We start from the raw sequence: 23,732 nt of genomic DNA on the forward strand, positions 1-23,732 counted from the left end.
GTCACCACTAAATTACAACTAAAACACAACAAGGGGGCAGTTTTAAATGTCATTAGAGGGTCATTTTTACACTGCCGCTAACAAGCTTTTAGATCAGGATAAACTGGTTGAAAATTTCATATCTGGAGCAGATAAAAGAGTTAAGAATCTAGAAGTTTCACAAAAGAAATTCGTTCGTTGTCCCTTTTCTTTAAACCAAGAATTAATAACACTAAATATAAAAAAAATGGAAGAATAATTTACTAAGTTATTGTTTTTAAGTTGATCCTTGTTTTATATGGGGGTGATAATAACTTCTGATTACTAGTTTTTACCTTAAATATACCGATTGAAAGATTCATTTAAAGGCTATGAATACATGAGTTTTACAGTTTGGCTAGGTCAGCATGAGTACTTTTCACAAGATTTAAGATCGACCATGAACGTGATTAAGTTATAGGGGATTGATGAAATAGTTTTTATGAATTTCTGGCTTTCTGGGCTGATTTTATCAAATTCATGTCTATGCAAAATTGCGACATATTTCTCGTGCTGGTAGTTATCCAGAGTTTGGTCTGCATCTATCCATAGTGCAGACCTTTTTTTGGTGACAGTTTTTTCTTAGTGATTTTCGATCTGGATGTAGTGATTTCACGTTTGCAGAATATATCTTGGCGGTGATCCATCTAATATTCGTGATTATAAAGAGAGCTAATTCACAGGTTCTACAGATTATGTAGCGACTAACTATATCAAAGTCTATTTGCAGTTGATGGTTGGCGCTTAGTTTATATTTACGCTTAGGTTTCAGTTAAAAAATCAATATTCTGTTGAATCCGTGATTGAATCATCTGTAGGGTAGATTCTCGAATTTGATGGGGATACAGGCGCTGCGCAATTTGACTAAATTGAAGTGCAATTTCACGCATGGTCAAGATGATCTCATCGACTTCTAGAGTAGTCAGATTAGCTTCTGAAGTACCGAGTTTATGTATGTCATTTCGGGAAATATTGAGCGCTTCTCCCATAATGTCCATTTGATGATAACCACCTGGACCCTCGCAGAAGGTCACATCATAGGCTGGAGCCAATTTCCATTGACCATTTTTCTCCATGAGAAATGAAAAGTTCTTAGTATGGTCATCCCGATTATTGAAAAGCACATTAAACACAGCACGTTTAAAAGCATGCAATCTTTCTCGTACATCTTGCGTACACATCAAGGTTGCCCGGAGAAAATTGCGATAGTCTAGGCTACCTGGAACTTTATAGTCTGCTCCTGTATATGCAGCCAAACTCTGCATTGGAATCCGCATACCATTTTGACGATCGAATCGTTTAGAAGCAAAAGCCGTTAAACCATTGGGCAAATTAAAGAAATGGGTATCTGGAGTCTCAATTGCACAAAGTCGCAAACATTCTGCATAGACGGCTTCAATGGCGCAGACTTCAGGATGCTCTTGCTGAGCAGGGAACTTAATCAGCCAGGCTTCATGTTGATCAGAATCTTGAGTCGAAAACTCTAAATTGACAGGATCTCGGTAAACCAACGCTTTTGGTCTGGCACCTTGAGGGGAGCCACCCATGACCAATAAATGCTGTAGAAATTCACCACCTTCACCTTTGAGTACTTCTTGAACTTCCTGGGCCAGTTGTTGTAAAGGGATATTTTCTGAGGTTTGCATGTCAGCAACACAAGGTTCAAAGGAGAGGGCACCCATTGCGTGACTACTAATATAGGTCAGACGCTCCAATAACACTAAATATAAAAAAATTGGAAGAATAATTTATTAAATTATTGTTTTTATGTGGTTATTGGTGATGTTATGAATAATAATAACTTTTTTCTTGATGAATTTTACCTAAAAAAATTGATCAGATAATTTTCTTTAAATGTCATGCATACATAAATTTGACAGTTTGAAGGGATCGGTATGTGCATTTTTCACAAGGTTAAAGATCGACCATAAATGTGATAAACGGCAGAGGATCATTGAAAAATGAATGGATTTAAACACTACATGTATGCACGAAAAAAAGTATCGCTGCGGTTCTGCTGACAGGCTGTATTGAGCATTGAATGCAAATGATGTAGTAATTGTCTACAGGCTATAGGACCAGCATGAAGAAGAATGAAATGTAGTTGCCAATTTATAACCTTGGTTGAAAAGCATAGCATTGTTATTCGGAGAAGTGAGGTAAGCCATCCTTCTCTTATTCATTTAAAATGATTCTTACTCAACTGATCTCGACTCATGGGCTGGTTCCAATTAGACGGATAATAACTTCCATCCCCTATCTTTTTCTTACCACATTTCTTGCATTTAATCCCTTCTTTGGAGATTTGATTCAGCATCACTGTTGTCGGTTGAATCAAATCAATGACATAGTTCGTTGGTTCAGGAAAAGCAGAAGAGGCTGCTTTATTGCAAAAGAGAACATTCGGATCAAATGGATTGGATTGCACAAAAGCCATGATACAGCCACAGAGTAATTCACCTGCATGTAATCTGTAACATCCATTCAGGTCATCAGACGAAGATTAATCTGAAATTTAAGCACTAAACGCCATAAATCTATGTATGGGCAGACTTTTTTGAGACATATGTTGATAAACATGCGGCAAGTTACATTGCTTAAAAGTCTATCTAAGTTAACGATCTATTCAATTCTGGATAAGTAATCTGAATATTACGATCCTAAATTACCCGAAGAGTATTAAGATTTCTAAGAATCGTGATTGTTGGTTTATTTGGGAAATTAATCAGTGGATTGAAGCAAAGATGATGGCTCATTAAGGATTGTGGGCTTCGACTACTTAAATTTTAGGTATTTTGAATAAAGCATATTTCAAAAATCTTAATTAATGGATTTAAATTACCATAAAAACCTTCAATATTGGCTTGAATCCATTGTTGTTGAGAGTCAATGCGAGACCAATCAATACCATAACCACAATGAGCAATCAGATGCTCAAAGAAAATCCGTTGTGTACGTCCATTACCTTCACGGAATGGGTGTATGACATTAAGCTCACAATACAAGTCGGCAAGTTGAGGAATCAGTTGTTGTGGTGCTAAGCCTTGAAAGTATTTTTTTTCTTGAAGCGTTTTGAGTAGTTTATTGGTTTCAATTTCAATACGGGAAAAATTACAAAAACGGGTGTCACCTTTGGAAATATCGATTTGTCTTAACTTTCCTGCCCAGTCGTATAAGTCGCCAAAGAGCTGCGCATGAATTGATTTTAAGTATTGTAAGTCGTAAGGTGGTTCAGCATATTCAATTAAGTTACTTGCCAATCCAGACAGTTCTAGTTCAGCTTGTTCTAAAATTTGTTCATCATGAATATTGAGTTTGTTCTTTAGGATATTTGTGCCAGGGTAACAATACAGGCTGTCACCCATTTCCCCATATTTATCCATACATGCACCTGACTAAGTTTCGGGTTGCGAATACTTCTTATATTTTTGCAAGATTTCAGCTTTACTTTGTTGAGTTGTTTGAGCTGTCGTTGTAATGCCTTCAAGCTTTAGGCTGGCTTGATAGTTTTGCGCACGTGTCGCTTGAATATATTTTTTTTTCTGTTCAGTGGTTCTGAGCATTTCGAAACTCCATTGATGCTACACGTGAAGTAAGTATAGCAGAGAATCTTTTTGATCAATGCTGCATACACAGCATTTCAAAATGTAATACAACGGTATTGTTTCATGTAATAACAGAAAACTAAAAAAAAGTGGAAGAATTTTTAAAATTTAGACCACCCATGATAAGTAAACCATATGTATTTGTTGATAATTGTAATTTTGAGAAAATTTAGTTGATAAATTAAATGAATTTTAATATACAAAGATATGCTCATTTTTTATATCGATAAAAATGTTAAAATTTGACTATTTAGTAAAAAATATAGAGATATTTATGGGGCAATTTATCATGCCCTTTTGCTTTGATCGGCCAGATATTCAGATTGAGATGGTGAAAATCAATTCAGAATTATTGAAAATCAAAAAGATTAAACAGAGTCAGAAAGTCGTAGTACAAGCAAAGTTCAAAGTAATCTACGTCAAAATTTGGCAAAAAATTTTGCTATTGATGCAAACGGAGCGAGGATTACGTGTGCATTCTAATTATGTTGCAATCATACAGTTGATACAAAATCTGGATTATTTTATCGAAAAATCACAGCAACATTCATGCTTTGAGAGAAAAGCCCAAAAAGAGTTAGATGCAAAATTTTTTGCTCGATTTTTTAAGCTGACAAAAAATTCAATAAAAGATCAACTCATACCAAATTGTGCGGATTTAAATGAATTTTACACATACAACTCGATAAAAATTTAATTGAAAATGAATATGCAAATGACTGAACGAGAAAAGCGATTTTTAGAGTTAGCAGAAGAATTTCAACAAGATTATTGTCTGCTACGTGATGAAGTTGTGAATACACAATTTCTCGATCTATCAGATGATTTGTATGAAAAAGTTCATGCGCTATATGAGAAGGCGCAACAGATATACGGCTATATATCTAGTACGAGGCAAATTGGTAATTATTATTTGCTAGCTTGTTTAAGTTATTTTGCATCTCCTGATACTAGTAATACGCAAAATTTAACGTCTCAACGTTATCTGATTCTGCAAGCAAGTTTTTTAACTTATCGACATTACCAAGATTTTTCAAAAATTCCTAAAGGTGAGAATAAGAAAAAACAGGTCTGTGATCTCTTGCGTTATGTATCACGATATGTGCTGCATTCTAGTAATGCTGAATTATTTGAAGAATGCAGTAAGCTATTAAATCGTTATGTCATGTACGAACGTAGCTTGAAAAACGAGGATCGTAATCAACTTTTTAATATTAATGATTTTCAAGAAATAAAAGTAATTGAATATTTATCGGCACTATTGATCATATTTATACGACTAGATGATCGTAGTGTTGTTCATCGTCAACGTAAGTCAAAAGAACGGAAAGCTTTACAATGGCCAACTAAAAACGAAGTCAGAATATTTCGTGAAATAAAATCAGGTAAGCAAGAAGATGTCGGATATAACGCAAAAATCAGTTTTCATGATGCCTCTCTTCACAAAGATGAAGATGGTGAAATTGAGCTTGCAGACGCTGAAGTAGAGTTATATTCAGAAGATGAAAAGACTAAACAATTTAATCATATAATTAGTGATTATGTTGCGCATTACACGCGTCATCGCCAACGCCGGCATGCTCCATTTATTACAAATCCTCATTATTTAGCGCCGGACGTACTGAAGCAAGTTGTATATGTACTAAGAGCCGAATTATTTGGAAACTGGAAAGATGCTGCAATAGCTGCTGCATGTTTATTATCACTGTTGACAGGATTATCACCCGTTGCACTGATGAATTTTAACGAGCTTATTCAAGATGGAATTTTGATCCAGAATGGTTCAAGTAGACGTCGCGAATATTTACTCAAATTAAATCTTAAAATTACAGAGCAGAAGATTAAGAGCTTAAATCATGTGCGATGGAATGAAGAGATGTCGCATCAACTACATCTACCTGCGGCATGGTTTGACTACATCGAGCAAGGAGATAATCCATCTATATCTTCAGCTTATATTAATACCAAGCTTAAGAAATGGCTTGATAATCAGTTTGTAGGTTCGATCACCGTTGAAAAACTTCAAGCACAATTATATTTTCATATATGTTATGAAACATTTAATGAATATCTTGCACATGTGATCGCGGGCCGGGATAGTCAGCATCATATGCCCGGTATTTTTTATGGCGGGCTTCCAAAGGCTCAACTGGATACTACATATCTTTGCTATTTAGAAACAGTGCTTACACCGCATTCTGCTCAATTTGATGAAGACACAGCAGAACTTAATATATTGCAACAAAAATTTAAAATTAGATCTGCTTTATCTATAGGTCGGATAGGGAGCCAACTTGCACTTGCACCAAATTTCGTACAAGAGCAATTTAATTACTTACATAAGCACTGTGAAGAGAATATTCAAAAACATAAACATATCATTAATCAACTGAATGCATATGCCTGCTGGATGTGGCATGTTAGTTTGTTGTGTTTAACAAATCGACCTAAAGAAAGTCTGTTGGGTCAATTGGATGATTACTGTTTTGAACTCAAGCTTTTATATGTGAATGATAAGAAAAATAGTAAGGCAAGAAAGGATGGTCGCTTTATCCCATTATCTGATTTTTTCATAAAAACACTGCAAAATTACACTGCCTTTTTAGAACAAATTATTGAAGCGTACGGTTCATTTTTTAGACAAGTCTTTGCAAAGAAGAAGATAACTGTAAATGATCTTTTTGGTAAGGTCATTTTTAGTAAAGATATCTTGCCGATAACTGTCAAAGAATGGCAGAGCAGGAAAATTAAGTTAATCCCTTTATCGAGAAAATGGGTGAATTCATATATGCAAGGAGTCTTTCCAAAGAATATGTATTCGAATTGGTTACGTCATTTTGACATGAACTTTTTGATGCATGAGCAGCAAGAGGGTAAACCAGCATTAGCTTTTCACTTAATTCAGGCCCTGTATGGTCATGACCAACGTGACCGAGAGGCTTTTCATCCGCATTCTTCACTTATCCCGAATGTCTATGTACAGCAAGCCCGCCAGCAATTGCAAGATAATGTCAAATCTTTATCGATTAAACACTTAGAGCGAAAATAGTTGTATGCAAAAAATCAAAGAACTAATAAAACCACAACTAGATGATCTATTTGTTGATATTCATAAAATGGTGAAAAAGTCGCTAGATAGACAGCCTTCTCCACCTGAAGTATTGACGAAAGAAATGCAGCAAAAACTTGATCAGCAGATCGCTGAAAAATGGCATGACATTAAAGATAGTGTTGATTGTTTGAGTCAAAAGTTGAGCCGAGACGAACAATCAAAACTGATGCAATTTACTGAAGATGAATTTAATAAAAGAAGGAAGCAATTCAACCAGAATGTAGATAAAAAATCATACAGAATTAAGCTAAATCCACATACTAAACGGATCGTACTGCCTAGAAAAATTGAGAGTACAGAGTCACGGTTAGAACAGGGGCATCTACATATCCATGTACTTAAGGAATTAAGGCAGTATTGGCAAGATTCATTTGAATATTGGAATGAACCAAAGTACTTATGGGGAAATTTATGCTTAAGTTTTATATATATTTCAGGCTGTGCAGATGAACAGCATTTGATTGCTATTCAGAAGCAATTGCAGGAGGCCATTGAGCTTGGTACAGATCTGAATTGTTTTCGGTTATACCATTCGGACTACAAAAAAATCACTAATCCATTGTTACTACATTATCGTGTTGAAAACTCTCAATATGGCAACGATGTAGAACAGGGAAAGTTGTACCAATGGAAACATGTTTTTTTTAACCCATATGCGCAGTTCATTTTGCAATATTTAAAAAAGTTGAAAGCTACTCAGAAAGAATTTTGTCTGCAACATTCAGTTGAAGATTGTATTTTAGAAAGCTTGAGTAAGATAGGCAGGAAAAAAAGTCTTGGGGATCTGCAATATCAAATTAAACGCCGTGGATTTCGTGCATTTAATGATGTGCAAATGGTACTCGAATTTAATCCAAACCTCAGCATAGATATATTTTTGAGTAATGTGCTTCAGCAAGAGATTAATACTGTTGCTTTAAGGCCATCCGAATTTAGATTGCTGTGGAATAATGATTACAATCAAGTCACAGAACCAGATAATCGCCCTATTCATTTTGAACAAGAGCAGTTACTTCCTGAAGTTCCGACTGTTCAAAGCAAATTACAAACGATTCCGTATGAGTTGATGTTGTTTGGTCAAAAGAAACGTAAAGGTCAAAAAGTTGAGCGTTTAGATAAAAAGAGGAATAAAGAAGAACGCACGCTACGTTTTTGGCAAGAAACTAGAAGGGTGTTAGAGGAGAAGATAGTTGATGCTAATACGGAGGAAAAGTCTTTAATTGATGCTCAACTACGCTTAATTCACTGGTTAATGCATTTAAAAAAACGAGGGCTTCAATTATCAACTATTGAAAGCTACTTAGGATCGTTTGGCAAAGAATTTATATTTGAGATTTGGCTCAATAAATTAGATTTAAAGCAACAATCCATAGATGACTATGAGGATTTATATCGGCAGCTATTGAAATACAGCAGTGAACGTGATGAAAAAGCAGTTCAACGAGATTCGGTGAAAGGAAAAACCTCTCGTAAGATGCACCAAAGCGCAGAATACCGTTTTGGTCGCCTAAAAGATTTTCATCAATTCTGTATAGAGAATTATGATGCTCCAGGGGTATTGGTGTTACAGAATTCAAGTTTTAAGCATTTACAAATTTGCAATGCACGGCTAGTGAGTCCTTTGCTATTTGGCAAATTATTGGAAAAACTAGAAAATTTAAGTCAAGAGCCAACGGCATCAGAGTGGGTCGATCATCTGAGTTGTTTAAAGCTGATGTATTTACTAAGTTATAGAACTGGACTTCGATTAAATGAAGTTCGTTGTCTTAAAATACAAGATATTATTTGCCCAGAGCTACTTTATAAAGAAAAAGAAAATACAGTTTTTAATAATATCACGCTTCATATCCAAGACAATTCATATCGCCGTCTGAAAACGCGAAGTGCGAATCGTCAAATACCATTGAAAATTGCATTGTCAGAACATGAGTTTTTAGTAGTACAACGTTACATACAACATCGTTATGAGCAATATTTGGTTAATCAGCAGGATGATCAACTTTTTAGTGTGAATCATCGTGTATTAACTGATCAATGTATCAGCAAAATTACAGTAGATTTGTTTAGTCAAATATTAGGTATGCATCATGGCTTTAGTTTTCATACATTACGCCACAGTGCTGCTAACTATCTAGCAATAACTTTGCTCGGTTCAAAAGAAATGATCAAGACCTACACAGATTGTCCTTGGGTAAAAGCAAAAAAGATGAGGGATTTATTGTTTGGTATGAAAGCACGTGCTCAAGAAGAGATTATTCAACATAAATGGCAGGTGCTCGCCTCTTGGATGGGGCATAGCAGTATTGAGCAAACGGCTTCAAATTACCTTCATGTTTTGGATTTATTAGCAGTCGATCGAATTTATAATTCGCCGTGTATCATTTCAAAAAAAGTATTAGAACAGTGTTTTAGTCCAGTGAAGTCAAGTACAGACTACATAAACCTAAATCGTTATACTCAGCAGCAGAAATGGTTTAATTCTTATCAGCAAACACAGCCAGTTACGATGGCTGGCCGACAAGAAAAGAAGTTTAGTATAGAGAAGAGTACTCTGACACCTTTTCAACGTTTGATAAGTTTTAGAGAAGGTCGTTTAAGCGAAGATACCCAAGCTCAAGAATGGATGCAACGATGTCAATGGATGAGCACTAAATGGATGGATCGCCAAAAATTTAATTTAAAAACGAATTATGTTTATAGTAAGAATTTAGAAGAGAGTTGGTTTGATGAACTTTACGAAAAGGCTAAAAAACTGACTCGTCAAGATGAAATAATTCCTCTCCTTGATTTTCATTATAAAGATGATAGGCAGCAAGATGCACTGAAAGAAAAGAACATGGTTAAGGCGCTTAAAATATTATTATTATTTGGAAAACTGCGTAAGAATTTTCTACATTTTCAATGCCGAATGAAAGGTGATGAGCAACAAATTGTTAATTTTATTACTGGTATAGAGCCAATGTTAGGAGATCATCTGTATTTAGAAAAACAAAACTACCCAGTTAATTTGGATGCTCCTGAGCGAACCGTTAAATTTAGTTTTCAAAGAGTTGTCGGCTCTAACAAAAAAAATGTTACTCCGCTGGTTATATTTAATTTAATGTTAAAAATCATGCTAGAAGATGAACTCTGGTTGAAATAGCCTAAGCAAACTGAAAAGGGGGAATTGTTTAAAAATCTCTCTGGTTATAAGTAAACTGTCTTTATGAAAAGCATCATACTAACTTTGATTCATAATAAAGGGAATTTAAAAGCTTTAGCATCACAATTTGGTCACTGGATTTTAGACAATAGTGTAAAGATTAGCACTTTGGTAAATCGATGAGCTAAAGTGTTGTAGTCCAAACTCGATCTGACAATTACCCATTTTTTAGTGTGCCCGTCAGGTTAAATTTGAACTGAATTTTTCTCAGCCCAAATTCATTTCCAATCAAGTTATGTTTCAAGTGGCGTGCGAACACTGCACAATTTAATTCACGGTGCCTAAGACAGGTATCAACTTCGGACCAGCCATTCTAGCTTTGCTAATGATTTCCACCAGCTCATCATAAGTCAGTTCAAACTTATCCTCACTATCAAATACATAGACCATATTCTTGCCTTCATGTTCAGGTGGAGTAGGTGGTACAAATCGTTTCGGGATAAGAATTTGTGCGAGTTGTTCGTCAGTTAATTTAAATAAGTGCATGTTTTTATCCTACTCTTGGTAAGTCAGACCATTTGGTTAAATACGAAGGTGATCTAAGGTTTTGATTCATGTGCCATGTGGCTTCTTTATTGTTGGCAATGCCTAGCGTGACGAGATTCTTCCCAAACCGTTCACTGATTGCTTCGATGGCATCTGAAAGCCTTTCTCGCTCTTGCTTATGTGAATAGTCCGTGAATAGATCGGGCACAAACTTGGATTGATCTGTAATTTCGAGCAGCACGATTCCCGCCTTTTTATACTTAAAGCCTTTCTTAAATATCTGATCGATGCCTTTCATCGCGGCCTTGGTGATGAGCAGTAGATCATCCGTATGCTCATGCATTTGAACGACGATGTAAGGCGAGTAGCGCTCTGTCTTATCAAAGCGACTGGTTTGGATATACACGCCGATCATCTTGCAGATTGAGCCATCTTCCCGCATTCGTTTCACGGCTCTGGCCACATAAAGCCGAACCGAAGCTTTAATGTCATCCATTTCATACACTGGGTTGCCATATGAACGGCTGCTGATGATTTGCTTCTTCGCTACAGTATCATCACTAAGGTCAATACAAGAAAGGCCCTGTAGCTCAAGCACCGTCTTTTCCATCACGATACTAAACTGCTTTTTGATTTCTTTAGGATTGGCATTGATCAGATCCAGCACAGATTGAACACCCATAGTATTGAGCTTCTTACAGTTCTGTCTGCCTACGCCCCAAACCTCAGACACATCAACCTGCGCGAGTAGCGTTTCTGTAGAGCATGGGTCCATATGGGCCAGATTACAGACCCCATTGAAGAACTTGTTTTTCTTGGCGAGATGATTGGCAATCTTGGCTTCGGTTTTAGAGCGACCAATTCCAATACAGCAGGGTAGGCCTAACCAACGCCAAGCCTTAGCCCTCATGTCTTGAGCATATACAGTCAGGTCAAATAGATGCTCGTAAGCTGTGAGCTTCAGAAAGCATTCATCAATGGAATAGACCTCTTGATCTCCTGGTGCAACATAGTCCCCAAGCAGCTCCATAAAGCGCTTGGACATTTCGCCATATAAGGAGAAATTACTGGATAGCACCTGAATGTTATGTTGTTTGATCAGCTCTTTAATTTGGAATACAGGAACACCCATCTTGATGCCTAAGTCTTTCGCTTCCTGGCTTCTGGCCACGGCACAGCCGTCATTGTTGCTGAGCACAATGGTTGGGCGATCATTCAAGGCAGGATTAAACACACGCTCACACGAGACGTAGCAATTATTCACGTCGACTAACGCGAATATTTCATTTTCACTTTGCATGGTTATTCTTCTTTTTATGAGCGGTGATAAATACGCTTTAAATTAAAAGTCACCACACCCCAGATTGATATGGTCTGACTATCATCAGGAATGATGTGATTGTAATTCGAATTTTCAGCCTTCAACCAAAGTTCTGGAAGCGGATAATCTTCATCTCCAAATATTTCTTTGATTTCAGACTTGGACATCTTATTGGTGATCATCAGCCGCTTAATGGTCGAGGCATTGTCATCAATCAGGGCAACCACGATATCGTAATGCTTGGCTTCAATACTGCGATCAATAATGATTGGATCATTAATCTCTAGGCCAGCATCGAGCATGGATTCACTGTCTACATAGGCAATAAAAGTAGAAATAGGGTTGTGAATCAGGAACTCATTCAGATCGAGTGCTTTGTCTTGCTCATCCTTGGTGCTGAAGGCCGGACCTGCAGGAATACGCTCTAAAGAGACGGGAATAGATACTTTGGATTTGGGTAGGACAGCAGTAAGCCCTAATTTTTCAACAAGCTCATTTTGAACAGCGATTTGTTCAAGCACGGTGTTGATGGTAGGACTTGGTTTACCCTCTGGACCCATGAGCTCTTGTAAAGATGACCATGCGTCGTCAGAGAAGTAAATAGGCAACTTCTTAGACATGAGATACTCCTACGCTACGAGGCGTGTTTGGAAGTAGAATTTGTTTAAATAGGATATTACTAACAGCGTTTAAAATTCAAATTTAAAAAGTTGTGGATAAACAAGGATGCGTCAGAATAAGACGTTTTGTTTCTGCTCATCGCGTGGAAATGTGACGAATTCATCGGGCATTTGAAAGAAATATTCATGCGCATGTTCATGATCGGCTGTTAGCCAGTCTTTTCTGTACTGTTCTGGAATAACGATGATGGATCGCTTCTCATCCTTCGGTGCATGGAATTGTTTCATAAAAGGGTGATGGTCCGAATTGATGGTCAACATTGAAAAGGAACGTACCTTATTGCCATTAATCACTGCATCATCATAGATCCCTGCAACAGTAAAAGGCTGATCATCTTTACGCTTGATGGTGTACCAGTGTGGCTTGCCATTGATGTATTTCGGCTCATAAAATTCTTGTACTGGGACTAGGCAGAACTTGCTGTACTTCCAAGCATGTCGAAAGCTAGGCTTATCTGCTACAGACTCAGTTCTGGCGTTATAAGTATGACTGCTGAACTTCAATTCTTTCGCCCAGCTCGGTAGTAATCCAAACTTTGCAATATCAAGCTCTAAGTGATCTGAGCCGTTCAGAATGATTGGAGCATGATAGGAAGGGAATACATGATCCTTAAGCTCAAGATCAAACTGGCTTGTATCGACACCTAAGAGTGTCAAATTTCTTTTATTTGGAAATAGGTAATTTGAGCACATAGCCTGATCACATAACTAAAGAATTTATCTGAAATTGTATACGATGCTTTATGGAACACATGGGATTTATGGTGTCAGTTCAAGTAGGCTATATGAAAAAAGTCATGATGGGGCAAGTTACATTTTCAGTTAAAGTATGACTTATGGGATGCAAAACTACGTTGGGCGTGAAGTCATAAAAAAATTAATCAGGATTTTGCATAAATAGTGCGCCGTAAGGCGCATTATTTTTAAGGAAGGTTTGTATTACTCGACAATATATAACTTATGTTTTTTTTTCGGGGGCTCAACTTTAGCTAAAGCATCAAATGTTAATTGATTAAAATCTTCTTCAGAGATTCCAATTTCATCAAGCATTTTATTTTTATCAAAAGATGGTTGTGAGGGGTTTTGTTGCATAAATATGTAAGCATCTGATTTAAATAAATTTAATTTTGGATCAAAAAATAATCAAAACTTTTAAAATCATATAGTTATGAAATCTTTGTGCAACAAAGCCGTTCAAGCTATAAAAGTATCAAGAACTGGCGGTGATGGGTGGCATAGATTAGCCAACCCACCAGCATTTGATGGGACAATAAACAATGATAAATGTGTTATTATTGTTGATGATACCCAGACCCAAGGTGGTACTTTTGCAGCATTAAAAGGTCATATTGAAACAACTGGGACGAATAAAGTTATTGGAGCATATGCACTGACGGGTAAACAATACTCATCACAATTAGCTCTAAGTAAAGAAACTCTTCAGCAATTGAGGGATGTATATGGTAATCTTGAAGCATGGTGGAAATCGATTTACGGGTACGATTTCGAAAGGCTCACAGAGTGGGAAGCAAAGTATATCCTCAACTCTCGTAAAACAGCTGACGAAGTCCGAGATAGAATCATTGCGTCAAAACAAACGTGATGCTTATGCACTTATGATGAAAATGAATTAATTATTAGGGTGTGTTGACACTTTTAGCTTAAAAAAATAGCGAAGTAGTAAAATCAAATCGCCAAACCCAATTTTACTATTCGCTATGCCTCGTACCATGCTGACAGATCAACACTGGCAAAAGTTGAAAGTTATTCTGCGTAATTTATCCATTCACCACAACTCAAATTTACGCAATTTTATTGAAGCTATTCTCTATAGAATTAGAACAGGCTGTCCGTGGCGAGATATTCCTTCTTGTTTTGGTCATTCAAACTCTATTTTCAAACGTTTTAATCGTTGGTCAAGCAGCGGTAAGTTACTTAGATTATTCAAATTGCTAGCCTCATGCCCCGATATGGAGTGGATTTTTATTGATGGCTCTCATGTACGTGCTCATCAACATTCTGCCGGCATAGCGAATCAATCTATTTCTAAAAGTGTAGGAGGAAACTCCTCAAAAATACATTTGATTGTTGATGCACATGGCAATCCTATTGATTTCATAATTACCGATGGGACCACACATGATGTTAAAGTTGCACCTGATTTAATATCAACATTAGATTTAAAAGAGACAAAAGTGGTATGCGCAGATAAAGGCTATGATTCAGAACCACTGCGTGAACAGATCAGGAAAACAGGGACTAAAGCGAATATACCAAAGAAAACGAATAGCCAATCTAACAATGACCATATGGACTGGTATTTATATAAAATCAGGCATTTAGTTGAAAATATGTTTTGTAGATTAAAGCAATTTAGAGGAATAGCTACTCGATATGACAAGCTCAAAAGAAATTATCAAAGTTCTGTTGCTTTAGCCTGTATATTTTTATGGCTACCTTTATAGGGTTAATTATGAACAGTAAATGTCAACAGACCCTAGTCATATTTTATAACAAGAAAAAATAAACCATGGCTTTTGGGTTTATGAATAGACTCAATAATGCCCCCCAATTACTCATTGATCGGTAAAAAAGGTAAGACAGCTTTTCGCTCTCTTCTTAGCTTAGGAATTTCTGAATTATAGCCCATAAAATCAGCAACGCCCTCTAACGCTGTCATACAGCGTTAGAGGGATAATGATCTCAAGATTGTATTGCTTGGGCTGTCTAATTTGCCGTATTAGACACCATCACCATCACCAGCCCAAACCATATCCACTTTTTTAAGCATTGCTTAATGCACTGGCTAAATCACCAGTACCCTTCAAGTCAGACACCTGTCCCTCCAAAGGCTGACTAAATTCAATACGCTGAATCTTTGCTGCCCGCTCTGCGGAGAACACTGGGATTTGACTCATCGCAAATTCAGACAGTGCGGTAATGGTTAGTGAGGGATTCACACCTAAATTCCCAGGTACAATCGAACCATCTAATACGCGTAAATTTTGATAACCAAAGACTTGACCAGTGAAGTCCACAACGCCATTCGACTTGTCATTGCCCATCGCGACACCACTCATAATATGTGCTGTCGTTGGCGTTCCCAGTAGAATTTCAGTAAGTGCAGAACCAGGTTCTCCACCTAACTTTTGTGCAATCATTTTAGTGGCTTCTTCAGCCGCAGGGAATGAAACGGTGAGTGGCGTGTCCCCTTCTTTTTGCACAGCAGTGATACTATTTTTGAACAGTCGATACCACTTTCTACGCCATTCAAAATGAATGAATGCTTCAGACTTTTGCATCACCAATAAAATGATAGAGTCTTTGGCTTTACCCTTATAACGCAGTACTTTAAAGGTTTTTAAGGGATGTAACAGTGTATTGAACACAAACTTCATAAAGCGCATAAAGCCCTGACCAGTCACCATAGGCACGTATGGAATATAAATCCATGAAGCATCCGCACCTTCAGGGAAACGTGTGACCTCGATATTGGTATCTGCATCGACTGAAATAAAGGAGCTGATAGCCACACCATCATCCAGTTTTTTACCAGTATTGTTCACTGTGGTCAGGGTTTCCGAGTTCGTCCGAACTTCCTGTCCCAGCAATGAAGAAATATTGGGTAAAGTTTTATGCTGATCACGCATTTTTAACAACATCGGTACCGTACCCATTACACCCGCAGATAACACCACCCCACGACTGCGCAAACTATACTGACGAACATTCTTTCCTAAAGTTTCTTTGACTATTACTTCGTAACCTGCGCTACCATCTTCATTCAGTGGTGTAATTTTCACCACTTCAGAACTTGGACGAATTTCAACGCCATTACGCTCAGAAAAATACAGGTAATTTTTCATCAGGGTATTTTTGGCATTATTACGACAGCCCAACATACAAGCGCCACAATAAATACAGGAGTTACGATCTGGCCCCTCTCCATTGAAATACGGATCTTTCGCTAATTGTCCTTCTTGACCAGCTACTTGCGAAAAGAAGACCCCCGTATTCACCGTTTTAAATGAATTTGCATATCCAATTTCACTCGCAACTTCTTTTAACGTTTCGTCTGCAATATTGGTATAAGTATTATTCGCTGTACCCAACATACGTTGAGCGAGACCATAAAACGGCTTTAAGGTTTCTTTCCAGTCTTTACGAATCTTGGTCCATGCCTCAGACTCAAAAACAGCATCAGGTGGAATTAAATGTACATTGGCATAAATTTGTGAGCCCCCACCGACGCCCACCCCATGCAAAATGGTGGTTTTACTGGTGAAAGTAAATTGCATCGTACCTCTGAATCCCAGTTCAGGCCGCCACAAATAGTTTTTGGTGTCTAAATTTGTAGTTGGAAAATCCTTGTCTTCACGGCGTAATCCTTTCTCCAAAATCAGGACTTTATAGCCCTTTTCACTAAGGCGTAAAGCACTGACCGATCCACCAAAGCCTGAGCCAATCACGATTTGATCAAAATCAAAATCTTTATTATTCATCCTATTAACTCCTTTAAAAGTTTTATTTTTCTGTTTTTAAATACACTAATTCCTTCACTTCAAAATATCCATCTTGAAGTGAAAAGTGATGTTGAGGTTTTTAAATTTAAGCGCTTATGACTTCATCCGAATCAATAAATTCAACAGCCAATTGGCAAATTTTCCGTAAGGCGGCGCGAGAAACTTCAAGCTCGAAAAACCCGCCTGATAAAACACAGGACGCATTTTGGAAAAAGTCAAAAAGCCTTCATAGCCATGATAATGCCCCATCCCGCTGGCACCGACCCCACCAAATGGCAAGTCATGCTGCCCGACATGAAATAAGGCATCATTGACCGAAACCCCGCCCGACATAACTCGGCTGATATAAAATTCGACTGAGCTTTTATTATTGCTAAATGGATAAAAGGCCAATGGACGATCACGCTGCACAATATAGTCCACTACCTCTTCAGGCTTCTGGTAGGTTTTGACCATCAAGATCGGACCAAAGGTTTCACGCGTATCAATTTCCATCTCATCATTGCTGTTCAACACCAAAGTCAGTGGAAATTTTCGTGTCGCAGCATCTGGCTCTTGCTGATTTAAATTAATCAAACTTGCCCCTTTGGCTTCAGCATCTGCCAAGCTATGCACTAAGCGCTGAAATGCGCGCTCATCAATCACAGAAGTATAATCTTTGCTATGAATATCAGGCACATGTTCCTGAACCCACGCTGCCGCGGCTTGAATAAATGCTTGTAACTTCGACTCATGCACAAATAAATAATCGACATTGGTACAAATTTGTCCCGCATTAAACTGTTTCACAAACATAATGCGTTCTACAGCTTTATCGATGGGGTATTCAGGGTCAATCACCGCAGGAGATTTACCACCCAGCTCCAAAGTCACTGGCGTCAAGTTTGGTGCAGCAGCAGCCATGACTTTACGCCCTGTCGCACCAGAGCCAGTAAACATCAGGTGGTCAAACGGCAATTTTGAAAATGCGATGCCTACTTCACCCGTCTCATCGAAAATCTGTAATTTTTCCGCTTTAAAGTATTTGGGGCTTAACTCCATCAGCAATTCGGCCAAATGTCTTGAATTTTCAGACATTTTAACCATAGCGGTATTTCCCGCAGCAAACACGGCCGACAACTGTGAAAACATCAAATTGATGGGGAAATTCCACGGCACAATAATTCCAATCACGCCCAGTGGCTGAGGAATCACACGGTTCTTCGCACCAAAATACAGGCTATGATCGACATGTCGTTTTTGTACTTTCGTCCATTGCTTCAAATGTTTGATGCTGCCGTTAATGTCATCCGTGACAGTAATAATTTCTGCCAATAAGGTTTCATGGCGTGAACGATTTCCATAATCACGATTCAAGGCGTCAATAATTGCTTCACGGTGATTGTTAATCAATGCTTTTAAATTCAGTAAATGTTGCTTGCGTTGTTCAATCGTTTCAATGCCTTGCTGATGAAAGCTTTTGCGCTGTAATTGAAAACAATCGTGCAATGTCTGTTCTATCACTGTTTGCTCGATATGAGACTGAACCGTAAGTTGCATATGCTTTTCCTTTCACGGCTAAAAATGGTGATTCAATACTTCTTTTCTATGTTGGTTGAGATAATCTCTTATCCTACTTTAACAAATGACTTGAATTATGCTTGACTTTTTAGGACACTAAATTGATCTTTTAGGACAACACGGAATGTTGTAATGGGAAGTTATATTCGTGCAGCCAGCCTCGGCGGTTTTGAAGACTTAGTCCGTAGTTATGGCATAAACCCTATAGGAATCTTGAAAGAGATCGGGATTTTACCTGCTTTACTCCGCGATCCAGATTCATTTATTCATTATGATCATTATTTAAATTTATTGGAAAAAGCGGCCTTAGCCTGTCAGGATGACTGCTTCGGTTTAAAACTCGGCGCACTCCAAAATATTAGCACAATCGGTTTGATTGGCGTCTATATGTCCCGACAAACGAGCATACTTGAAGCCTTAAGCGTGGCGCAAAAGTATGTCTATTTACATGCTGAAGGCGTTGTCTTTCACGTCTCGCAACATAATGCTCTGTTCTGTAAGCTGAACTTTGTGCGTTTAAGTGAATACAACACCGATGTACCACAAAAATCACAACTGGCCATTTGCCTTGTCGCGAATATTTTAAAAGATTTGATTGGCCCACAGTGGCATGCAGAAAAAATTTGCTTCAAGCAAAAAGCACCACAAAAAGGAGCTCAAACTTTCCAAGCACATTTTTCCTGTCCAGTGGAATTTGAAACCGATGAGGATGCGCTTTATTTTCCCGCAAGCTTTTTAAGCTATAAACCCTATAATTTTAATGAAGATGCCATTAATCAACTAATCGTACAGCAGCTTGAAACACAAAGCAGCACCAAAACTGAAGACAATACCGCACTGATAGAGAGTTCAGTCCGCATGCTGATGGCGACAGGAGACTGCAGCATTGAAAATATCGCACTCTGTATGGGAATGCATCCGAAAAAGCTTCAGCGCGCTTTAAAAATGCAAGGAACAACCTATCGAGATATACTCGAAAATGTCCGAAAAAAAGAAGCGCTTCGTATGCTTGATGCAGGCAATGTGAATTTGACAGATATTGCTCTACAGTTGGGCTATGCAGAATTATCTATTTTCAGTCGCAACTTTAAAAGCTGGTTTGGCGTTCCTCCAACCGAGTTAAGAGACAAAAGTCGAAGCCATATTGTATGACTTCTGGTTTTGCTACTTCGTTAAATAAAAAGTACCCAACGAATTCAAGCATATAGTTTAAATCCATTGAATGTCACTCTAATCAATACAGACTCAATTGATTATTTCGGGAAAACAAAGGATGCGACCAAACGTGCCCCCCAACCTTTCGGGCTGCCGTCAGTATCATCAACCCAATATCGAGCACCACCGCCCACACTAATGGCCTGACCATTTAGGCGAATCACTTTGGTCACAGTCAAGTTGACAGGAACTGTGGCTTCTTCTGCATTCCAGTCATATGTCGTTTCAGTATTCAATGCCACCGTCGTACTATTTGGATAAGTGTAACTAGGGTCTGTTGACATTTACTGTTCATAATTAACCCTATAAAGGTAGCCATAAAAATATACAGGCTAAAGCAACAGAACTTTGATAATTTCTTTTGAGCTTGTCATATCGAGTAGCTATTCCTCTAAATTGCTTTAATCTACAAAACATATTTTCAACTAAATGCCTGATTTTATATAAATACCAGTCCATATGGTCATTGTTCGATTGGCTATTTGTTTTCTTTGGTATATTCGCTTTAGTCCCTGTTTTCCTGATCTGTTCACGCAGTGGTTCTGAATCATAGCCTTTATCTGCACATACCACTTTTGTCTCTTTTAAATCTAATGTTGATATTAAATCAGGTGCAACTTTAACATCATGTGTGGTTCCATCGGTAATCATGAAATCAATAGGATTGCCATGTGCATCAACAATCAAATGTATTTTTGAGGAGTTTCCTCCTACACTTTTAGAAATAGATTGATTCGCTATGCCAGCAGAATGTTGATGAGCACGTACATGAGAGCCATCAATAAAAATCCACTCCATATCGGGGCATGAGGCTAGTAATTTGAATAATCTAAGTAACTTACCGCTGCTTGACCAACGATTAAAACGTTTGAAAATAGAGTTTGAATGACCAAAACAACAAGGAATATCTCGCCACGGACAGCCTGTTCTAATTCTATAGAGAATAGCTTCAATAAAATTGCGTAAATTTGAGTTGTGGTGAATGGATAAATTACGCAGAATAACTTTCAACTTTTGCCAGTGTTGATCTGTCAGCATGGTACGAGGCATAGCGAATAGTAAAATTGGGTTCGGCGATTTGATTTTACTAAGAGGTGGTTCCACTTGTTTGAACAACTAAAAGCGTATTTATAAGTGATATTCCGCTCTAGTTAAGCCACCTTGTTTTGTTGGGGTAGCTGATCATAGTAAAACTCATTTGGTGTCATTTTGTCTAGACTCGAATGAGGTCGTTTCAGATTATAAAACTCAAAATATGCACTCAATTGCTTTTTCGCATCTGTGACACTGCTATAAGCTTTGAGATACACCTCTTCATATTTAACGCTCCGCCATAATCGTTCAACCATCACATTATCTACCCATCGACCTTTACCATCCATACTGATTTGAATGCCATTTGATTTCAATACATCAATAAATGCATCACTGGTGAACTGACTGCCTTGGTCTGTATTCAATATTTCAGGTGATCCATATTTTTCAATCGCTTCATTTAAAGCCGAAATACAAAAATCCACCTCCATACTAATCGATACCCTATGCGCAAGTACCTTGCGGCTATGCCAATCAATCACAGCACATAAATAAACAAAGCCTTTTGCCATAGGGATATACGTTATATCAGTAGACCACACTTGATTACTGCGCTGAATAGCCAATCCTTTGAGCAGATATGGATATTTACGGTGAGCTTGATTAGCCTGGCTTAAATTTGGTTTGCAATATAACGCCTGAATACCCATTTTCTTCATTAAAGTACGTGTATGACGTCGTCCTATATGATGCCCTTGACGATTCAACAAATCACGCATCATACGACTGCCTGCAAAAGGATATTGCATATGTAATTCATCAATACATCGCATCAGCTTCAGATCTGATGAGCTAACAGGTTTTGGGCGATAATAATAACAACCACGAGAGACTTTCAGTAACTTAGCTTGTTTAGATACTGAAATCTGAAGTGAGTGATCGATTAACTTTTGTGGTTGAAGCGGCCCAGTTTCTTCAACACACCTTCTAAAAAATCAATTTCTAATGCCTGCTCACCGATTTTTGCATGTAACTTTTTAAGATCAATGGGAGGTTCTGATGGAGCTTTTGATTGATCGAAAGCTTGTGAGGAAGCTGAGATCAATTGATTTTTCCAGTCAATAATTTGGTTTTGATGAACATCAAACTCAGAACTCAATTCAGCAAGTGTTTTTTCTGCTTTGATCGCAGCAAGTGCTACCTTAGCCTTAAAGTCGTTTGAATGATTTCTTCTTGGTCTACGTGCCATAAAATACTCCATATATTGATGTTTATAACATCATTTGAGGAGCAGAGTATCACTTATAGGAGTTGTTCAAATTTCCGGATCCATCTCTCTACTTCGCTATTTTTTTAAGCTAAAAGTGTCAACACACCCTATTTAATTAAGTTAAAAGACTGCTATATAGCGGTCTTTTTTGTTTTTGAGCTCTACAAATTTTAATGAGTACATATAGTTACTTTTATAAAAATGATAATAAAGGGTAGAGGAGGTCATCTAAGAATTTAAAGCACAAGACTTATTTAACATTGATGACAGAAAAAGTGAGTTGTTGGGAACTTAAAGAAGAGGTGGTACTTATAATGGTTACTAAAATACAAATACTTAAAATATTAAATATATAAAACAATATATTACAAATATATATGATGCGTAGTGTACGCATCATATATATTTTCTTCTATTTTGATATAATGGATCTCGTCAATCCGCTGATAGGTTTCATTTAAATTTCATGAGTCTTACTGAAATTAAAGTTCGCCAAGCTCATTGCAAGGAAAAAACTTGTTTTTTATCCGATGAAGATGGACTTAGCCTGAAGATTGAGCCGACTGGAAGAAAATCTTGGTGCTATCGCTATACAGATCCACAAACAAAAAAACGTCGCCGCATTCAGTTGGGGCTTTATCCTGATTTATCGCTGAAAAAGGCACGACAAGTCAAAGATGACTTTAAAGACAATAATTATTGTTTTGAGCATGATACTGTCTCTAATGTCATCACCTTTCGTAAGGTAGGGGAGGAGTGGCTGCAGTTCAAACTGAAAAATGCATTTAATGATTCACCCCGCTGCGGTGTACTACAGTTAGCAGAAAGATGTTTACAGCAAGATATTTATCCAGACCTTCAGGATTTACCTTTTCAAAACATCAAGCGTTATGACCTGGTTTCAGTAATCAAAAAAATAGAGGGACGCCAAGTAAAAGAACCTGTCAAGAAAGCTTGTAGTTATTTGAACCAAATTTATGACTACGCTGTAGCGATGGGTTATTGTGAATTCAACATCGCGCATGGTTTAAATAAAATCGCCATTAACAGTAAAATCAAGAAGAATTATCCGTATTTGAAAGCGGAGGATATATCAGATTTTAAGAAAAATTTATTAAAATTGGATGCCCATCCGATTATTAAAAAAGCACTGCTGTTCAAATTACATACTGGCGTGCGAGGGGCTGAATTGTTATTGGCTGAGCCTCATCATTTTGATTTAAATGAAAAAATCTGGAAAATACCTGCCTTGCATATTAAACAGTTTCGACGAAAAGTCATATTAGGCCATGAGATTCCCGACTTCTTAGTTCCACTTTCAGATCAGGCTTTAGATATTTTAAAAGACGTCATGCAATGGTCATACGGTGAAAAGTACATTTTTGCTAGCCCACGGAAACATAATCAACCGATTCATTTTAATACATTAAATATGGCTATACGTAAGATGGGCTATGGAAAACATCAATTATCCTCTCATGGACTACGTTCCACTTTTAGTACCATTTTGAATGACTCAGGTTTGTTCCAGGATAACTGGATTGAGGCACAACTTTCACATATTGATAAGAACCGTACCCGTGCCAGCTATAATCACGCTGACTATTTAGCTCAACGGACTGAAATGATGCAGTGGTGGGGTGATTATTTAGGTACTGATAAGTGAAAATCGTATTTTTATACATAAACTTAAAACATTATGGGG

20 protein-coding genes and 2 pseudogenes are annotated in these 23,732 nt (G+C 37.5%); 8 read left to right on the top strand and 14 right to left on the bottom strand.

Annotated elements, in window-relative coordinates; translation table 11 throughout:
* Positions 1–46: 46 nt before the first annotated feature.
* Positions 47–238, top strand: coding sequence for a hypothetical protein (locus CDG55_RS00610; RefSeq protein WP_074163989.1), 192 nt, complete (start codon positions 47–49; stop codon positions 236–238).
* A 541-nt stretch (positions 239–779) separates the two neighbouring features.
* On the opposite strand, the pseudogene CDG55_RS00615 reads toward CDG55_RS00610, so the two are convergent.
* The 4 genes and pseudogenes from CDG55_RS00615 to CDG55_RS00630 all read right to left on the bottom strand — a co-directional run.
* A pseudogene (locus CDG55_RS00615) lies at positions 780–1,733 on the bottom strand (type II toxin-antitoxin system HipA family toxin); the annotation flags it as partial.
* A gap of 464 nt (positions 1,734–2,197) precedes the next feature.
* On the bottom strand, positions 2,198–2,455 hold the full coding sequence (locus tag CDG55_RS00620) for a hypothetical protein (RefSeq protein WP_004726728.1): 258 nt from the start codon (positions 2,453–2,455) through the stop codon (positions 2,198–2,200).
* Positions 2,456–2,804: 349 nt separating this feature from the next.
* Complete coding sequence (locus tag CDG55_RS00625; RefSeq protein WP_004826955.1) at positions 2,805–3,401, bottom strand: putative adenosine monophosphate-protein transferase Fic; 597 nt, start codon at positions 3,399–3,401, stop codon at positions 2,805–2,807.
* A 12-nt stretch (positions 3,402–3,413) separates the two neighbouring features.
* A complete protein-coding gene (locus CDG55_RS00630) occupies positions 3,414–3,581 on the bottom strand; it encodes a YhfG family protein (RefSeq protein WP_002125865.1) in 168 nt (55 codons plus the stop codon).
* Between the two features lie 274 nt (positions 3,582–3,855).
* Between CDG55_RS00630 and CDG55_RS00635 the strand changes: the two genes are divergently transcribed.
* The 3 genes from CDG55_RS00635 to CDG55_RS00645 are packed head-to-tail and all read left to right on the top strand — an operon-like array spanning position 3,856 to position 9,877.
* Positions 3,856–4,320, top strand: coding sequence for a hypothetical protein (locus tag CDG55_RS00635; RefSeq protein ID WP_032073110.1), 465 nt, complete (start codon positions 3,856–3,858; stop codon positions 4,318–4,320).
* Positions 4,321–4,332: 12 nt separating this feature from the next.
* Positions 4,333–6,672, top strand: a complete 2,340-nt coding sequence (locus CDG55_RS00640) for a hypothetical protein (protein WP_171287503.1) — start codon at positions 4,333–4,335, stop codon at positions 6,670–6,672.
* Positions 6,673–6,676: 4 nt separating this feature from the next.
* Positions 6,677–9,877 (top strand): site-specific integrase, encoded by a 3,201-nt coding sequence (locus tag CDG55_RS00645; protein ID WP_111313892.1) that lies wholly within the window; start codon positions 6,677–6,679, stop codon positions 9,875–9,877.
* A 327-nt stretch (positions 9,878–10,204) separates the two neighbouring features.
* Here the strand turns inward: CDG55_RS00645 and CDG55_RS00650 are convergent, their stop codons facing one another.
* The 5 genes from CDG55_RS00650 to CDG55_RS15220 all read right to left on the bottom strand — a co-directional run bounded on the left by CDG55_RS00650 (position 10,205) and on the right by CDG55_RS15220 (position 13,516).
* Positions 10,205–10,423, bottom strand: a complete 219-nt coding sequence (locus tag CDG55_RS00650) for a hypothetical protein (RefSeq protein WP_000550047.1) — start codon at positions 10,421–10,423, stop codon at positions 10,205–10,207.
* A gap of 4 nt (positions 10,424–10,427) precedes the next feature.
* Positions 10,428–11,723, bottom strand: coding sequence for a Y-family DNA polymerase (locus CDG55_RS00655; RefSeq protein ID WP_001190352.1), 1,296 nt, complete (start codon positions 11,721–11,723; stop codon positions 10,428–10,430).
* A 14-nt stretch (positions 11,724–11,737) separates the two neighbouring features.
* The gene (locus CDG55_RS00660; protein WP_000038641.1) at positions 11,738–12,364 is read right to left on the bottom strand and encodes a LexA family protein; all 627 of its coding nucleotides are present in this window, start codon (positions 12,362–12,364) and stop codon (positions 11,738–11,740) included.
* A gap of 111 nt (positions 12,365–12,475) precedes the next feature.
* Complete coding sequence (locus CDG55_RS00665) at positions 12,476–13,117, bottom strand: SOS response-associated peptidase (RefSeq protein ID WP_002046584.1); 642 nt, start codon at positions 13,115–13,117, stop codon at positions 12,476–12,478.
* A 246-nt stretch (positions 13,118–13,363) separates the two neighbouring features.
* Positions 13,364–13,516, bottom strand: coding sequence for a hypothetical protein (locus tag CDG55_RS15220; protein ID WP_162620818.1), 153 nt, complete (start codon positions 13,514–13,516; stop codon positions 13,364–13,366).
* Between the two features lie 100 nt (positions 13,517–13,616).
* Here CDG55_RS15220 and CDG55_RS00670 point away from each other — a divergent pair.
* Positions 13,617–14,027 (top strand): annotated as a pseudogene (locus CDG55_RS00670) (phosphoribosyltransferase); the annotation flags it as partial.
* Between the two features lie 115 nt (positions 14,028–14,142).
* Entirely contained in the window at positions 14,143–14,889 is a 747-nt protein-coding gene (locus CDG55_RS00675) for an IS5-like element ISAba31 family transposase (RefSeq protein ID WP_087662167.1), read from the top strand.
* A gap of 318 nt (positions 14,890–15,207) precedes the next feature.
* Here the strand turns inward: CDG55_RS00675 and CDG55_RS00680 are convergent, their stop codons facing one another.
* Positions 15,208–16,926, bottom strand: coding sequence for a GMC oxidoreductase (locus tag CDG55_RS00680; RefSeq protein ID WP_061403634.1), 1,719 nt, complete (start codon positions 16,924–16,926; stop codon positions 15,208–15,210).
* Between the two features lie 114 nt (positions 16,927–17,040).
* Entirely contained in the window at positions 17,041–18,486 is a 1,446-nt protein-coding gene (locus tag CDG55_RS00685) for a coniferyl aldehyde dehydrogenase (RefSeq protein ID WP_061403633.1), read from the bottom strand.
* A gap of 153 nt (positions 18,487–18,639) precedes the next feature.
* Here CDG55_RS00685 and CDG55_RS00690 point away from each other — a divergent pair, with 153 nt between their 5' ends.
* A complete protein-coding gene (locus tag CDG55_RS00690; protein ID WP_045796736.1) occupies positions 18,640–19,659 on the top strand; it encodes an AraC family transcriptional regulator in 1,020 nt (339 codons plus the stop codon).
* Between the two features lie 101 nt (positions 19,660–19,760).
* Here the strand turns inward: CDG55_RS00690 and CDG55_RS00695 are convergent, their stop codons facing one another.
* From CDG55_RS00695 to CDG55_RS00705, 3 genes are all read right to left on the bottom strand, one after another.
* A complete protein-coding gene (locus CDG55_RS00695; RefSeq protein WP_052690212.1) occupies positions 19,761–20,006 on the bottom strand; it encodes a hypothetical protein in 246 nt (81 codons plus the stop codon).
* A 19-nt stretch (positions 20,007–20,025) separates the two neighbouring features.
* The gene (locus CDG55_RS00700; RefSeq protein ID WP_004645384.1) at positions 20,026–20,772 is read right to left on the bottom strand and encodes an IS5-like element ISAba31 family transposase; all 747 of its coding nucleotides are present in this window, start codon (positions 20,770–20,772) and stop codon (positions 20,026–20,028) included.
* 101 nt (positions 20,773–20,873) lie between these two features.
* Positions 20,874–22,018, bottom strand: a protein-coding gene (locus CDG55_RS00705) for an IS3-like element ISAba14 family transposase (RefSeq protein ID WP_099046175.1) whose coding sequence is annotated in 2 segments (ribosomal slippage) — positions 20,874–21,754 and positions 21,754–22,018 — 1,146 coding nt in all. Because the reading frame shifts where the segments join, the coding sequence is not laid out codon by codon here.
* A gap of 475 nt (positions 22,019–22,493) precedes the next feature.
* Here CDG55_RS00705 and CDG55_RS00710 point away from each other — a divergent pair.
* Complete coding sequence (locus CDG55_RS00710) at positions 22,494–23,693, top strand: tyrosine-type recombinase/integrase (RefSeq protein WP_111313893.1); 1,200 nt, start codon at positions 22,494–22,496, stop codon at positions 23,691–23,693.
* The last annotated feature ends 39 nt before the right edge of the window (positions 23,694–23,732 follow it).

The organism is Acinetobacter sp. WCHA45 (assembly GCF_002165255.2).
Classification (GTDB): domain Bacteria; phylum Pseudomonadota; class Gammaproteobacteria; order Pseudomonadales; family Moraxellaceae; genus Acinetobacter.

What these genes read in the sequence shown, in the direction of transcription:
- CDG55_RS00610 (WP_074163989.1), top strand. Translation starts at nt 47, where the DNA reads ATGTCATTAGAGGGTCATTTTTACACTGCCGCTAACAAGCTTTTAGAT.
- CDG55_RS00620 (WP_004726728.1), bottom strand. Translation starts at nt 2,455, where the DNA reads ATGGCTTTTGTGCAATCCAATCCATTTGATCCGAATGTTCTCTTTTGC.
- CDG55_RS00625 (WP_004826955.1), bottom strand. Translation starts at nt 3,401, where the DNA reads ATGGATAAATATGGGGAAATGGGTGACAGCCTGTATTGTTACCCTGGC.
- CDG55_RS00630 (WP_002125865.1), bottom strand. Translation starts at nt 3,581, where the DNA reads ATGCTCAGAACCACTGAACAGAAAAAAAAATATATTCAAGCGACACGT.
- CDG55_RS00635 (WP_032073110.1), top strand. Translation starts at nt 3,856, where the DNA reads ATGTTAAAATTTGACTATTTAGTAAAAAATATAGAGATATTTATGGGG.
- CDG55_RS00640 (WP_171287503.1), top strand. Translation starts at nt 4,333, where the DNA reads ATGCAAATGACTGAACGAGAAAAGCGATTTTTAGAGTTAGCAGAAGAA.
- CDG55_RS00645 (WP_111313892.1), top strand. Translation starts at nt 6,677, where the DNA reads ATGCAAAAAATCAAAGAACTAATAAAACCACAACTAGATGATCTATTT.
- CDG55_RS00650 (WP_000550047.1), bottom strand. Translation starts at nt 10,423, where the DNA reads ATGCACTTATTTAAATTAACTGACGAACAACTCGCACAAATTCTTATC.
- CDG55_RS00655 (WP_001190352.1), bottom strand. Translation starts at nt 11,723, where the DNA reads ATGCAAAGTGAAAATGAAATATTCGCGTTAGTCGACGTGAATAATTGC.
- CDG55_RS00660 (WP_000038641.1), bottom strand. Translation starts at nt 12,364, where the DNA reads ATGTCTAAGAAGTTGCCTATTTACTTCTCTGACGACGCATGGTCATCT.
- CDG55_RS00665 (WP_002046584.1), bottom strand. Translation starts at nt 13,117, where the DNA reads ATGTGCTCAAATTACCTATTTCCAAATAAAAGAAATTTGACACTCTTA.
- CDG55_RS15220 (WP_162620818.1), bottom strand. Translation starts at nt 13,516, where the DNA reads ATGCAACAAAACCCCTCACAACCATCTTTTGATAAAAATAAAATGCTT.
- CDG55_RS00675 (WP_087662167.1), top strand. Translation starts at nt 14,143, where the DNA reads ATGCCTCGTACCATGCTGACAGATCAACACTGGCAAAAGTTGAAAGTT.
- CDG55_RS00680 (WP_061403634.1), bottom strand. Translation starts at nt 16,926, where the DNA reads ATGAATAATAAAGATTTTGATTTTGATCAAATCGTGATTGGCTCAGGC.
- CDG55_RS00685 (WP_061403633.1), bottom strand. Translation starts at nt 18,486, where the DNA reads ATGCAACTTACGGTTCAGTCTCATATCGAGCAAACAGTGATAGAACAG.
- CDG55_RS00690 (WP_045796736.1), top strand. Translation starts at nt 18,640, where the DNA reads ATGGGAAGTTATATTCGTGCAGCCAGCCTCGGCGGTTTTGAAGACTTA.
- CDG55_RS00695 (WP_052690212.1), bottom strand. Translation starts at nt 20,006, where the DNA reads ATGTCAACAGACCCTAGTTACACTTATCCAAATAGTACGACGGTGGCA.
- CDG55_RS00700 (WP_004645384.1), bottom strand. Translation starts at nt 20,772, where the DNA reads ATGCCTCGTACCATGCTGACAGATCAACACTGGCAAAAGTTGAAAGTT.
- CDG55_RS00710 (WP_111313893.1), top strand. Translation starts at nt 22,494, where the DNA reads ATGAGTCTTACTGAAATTAAAGTTCGCCAAGCTCATTGCAAGGAAAAA.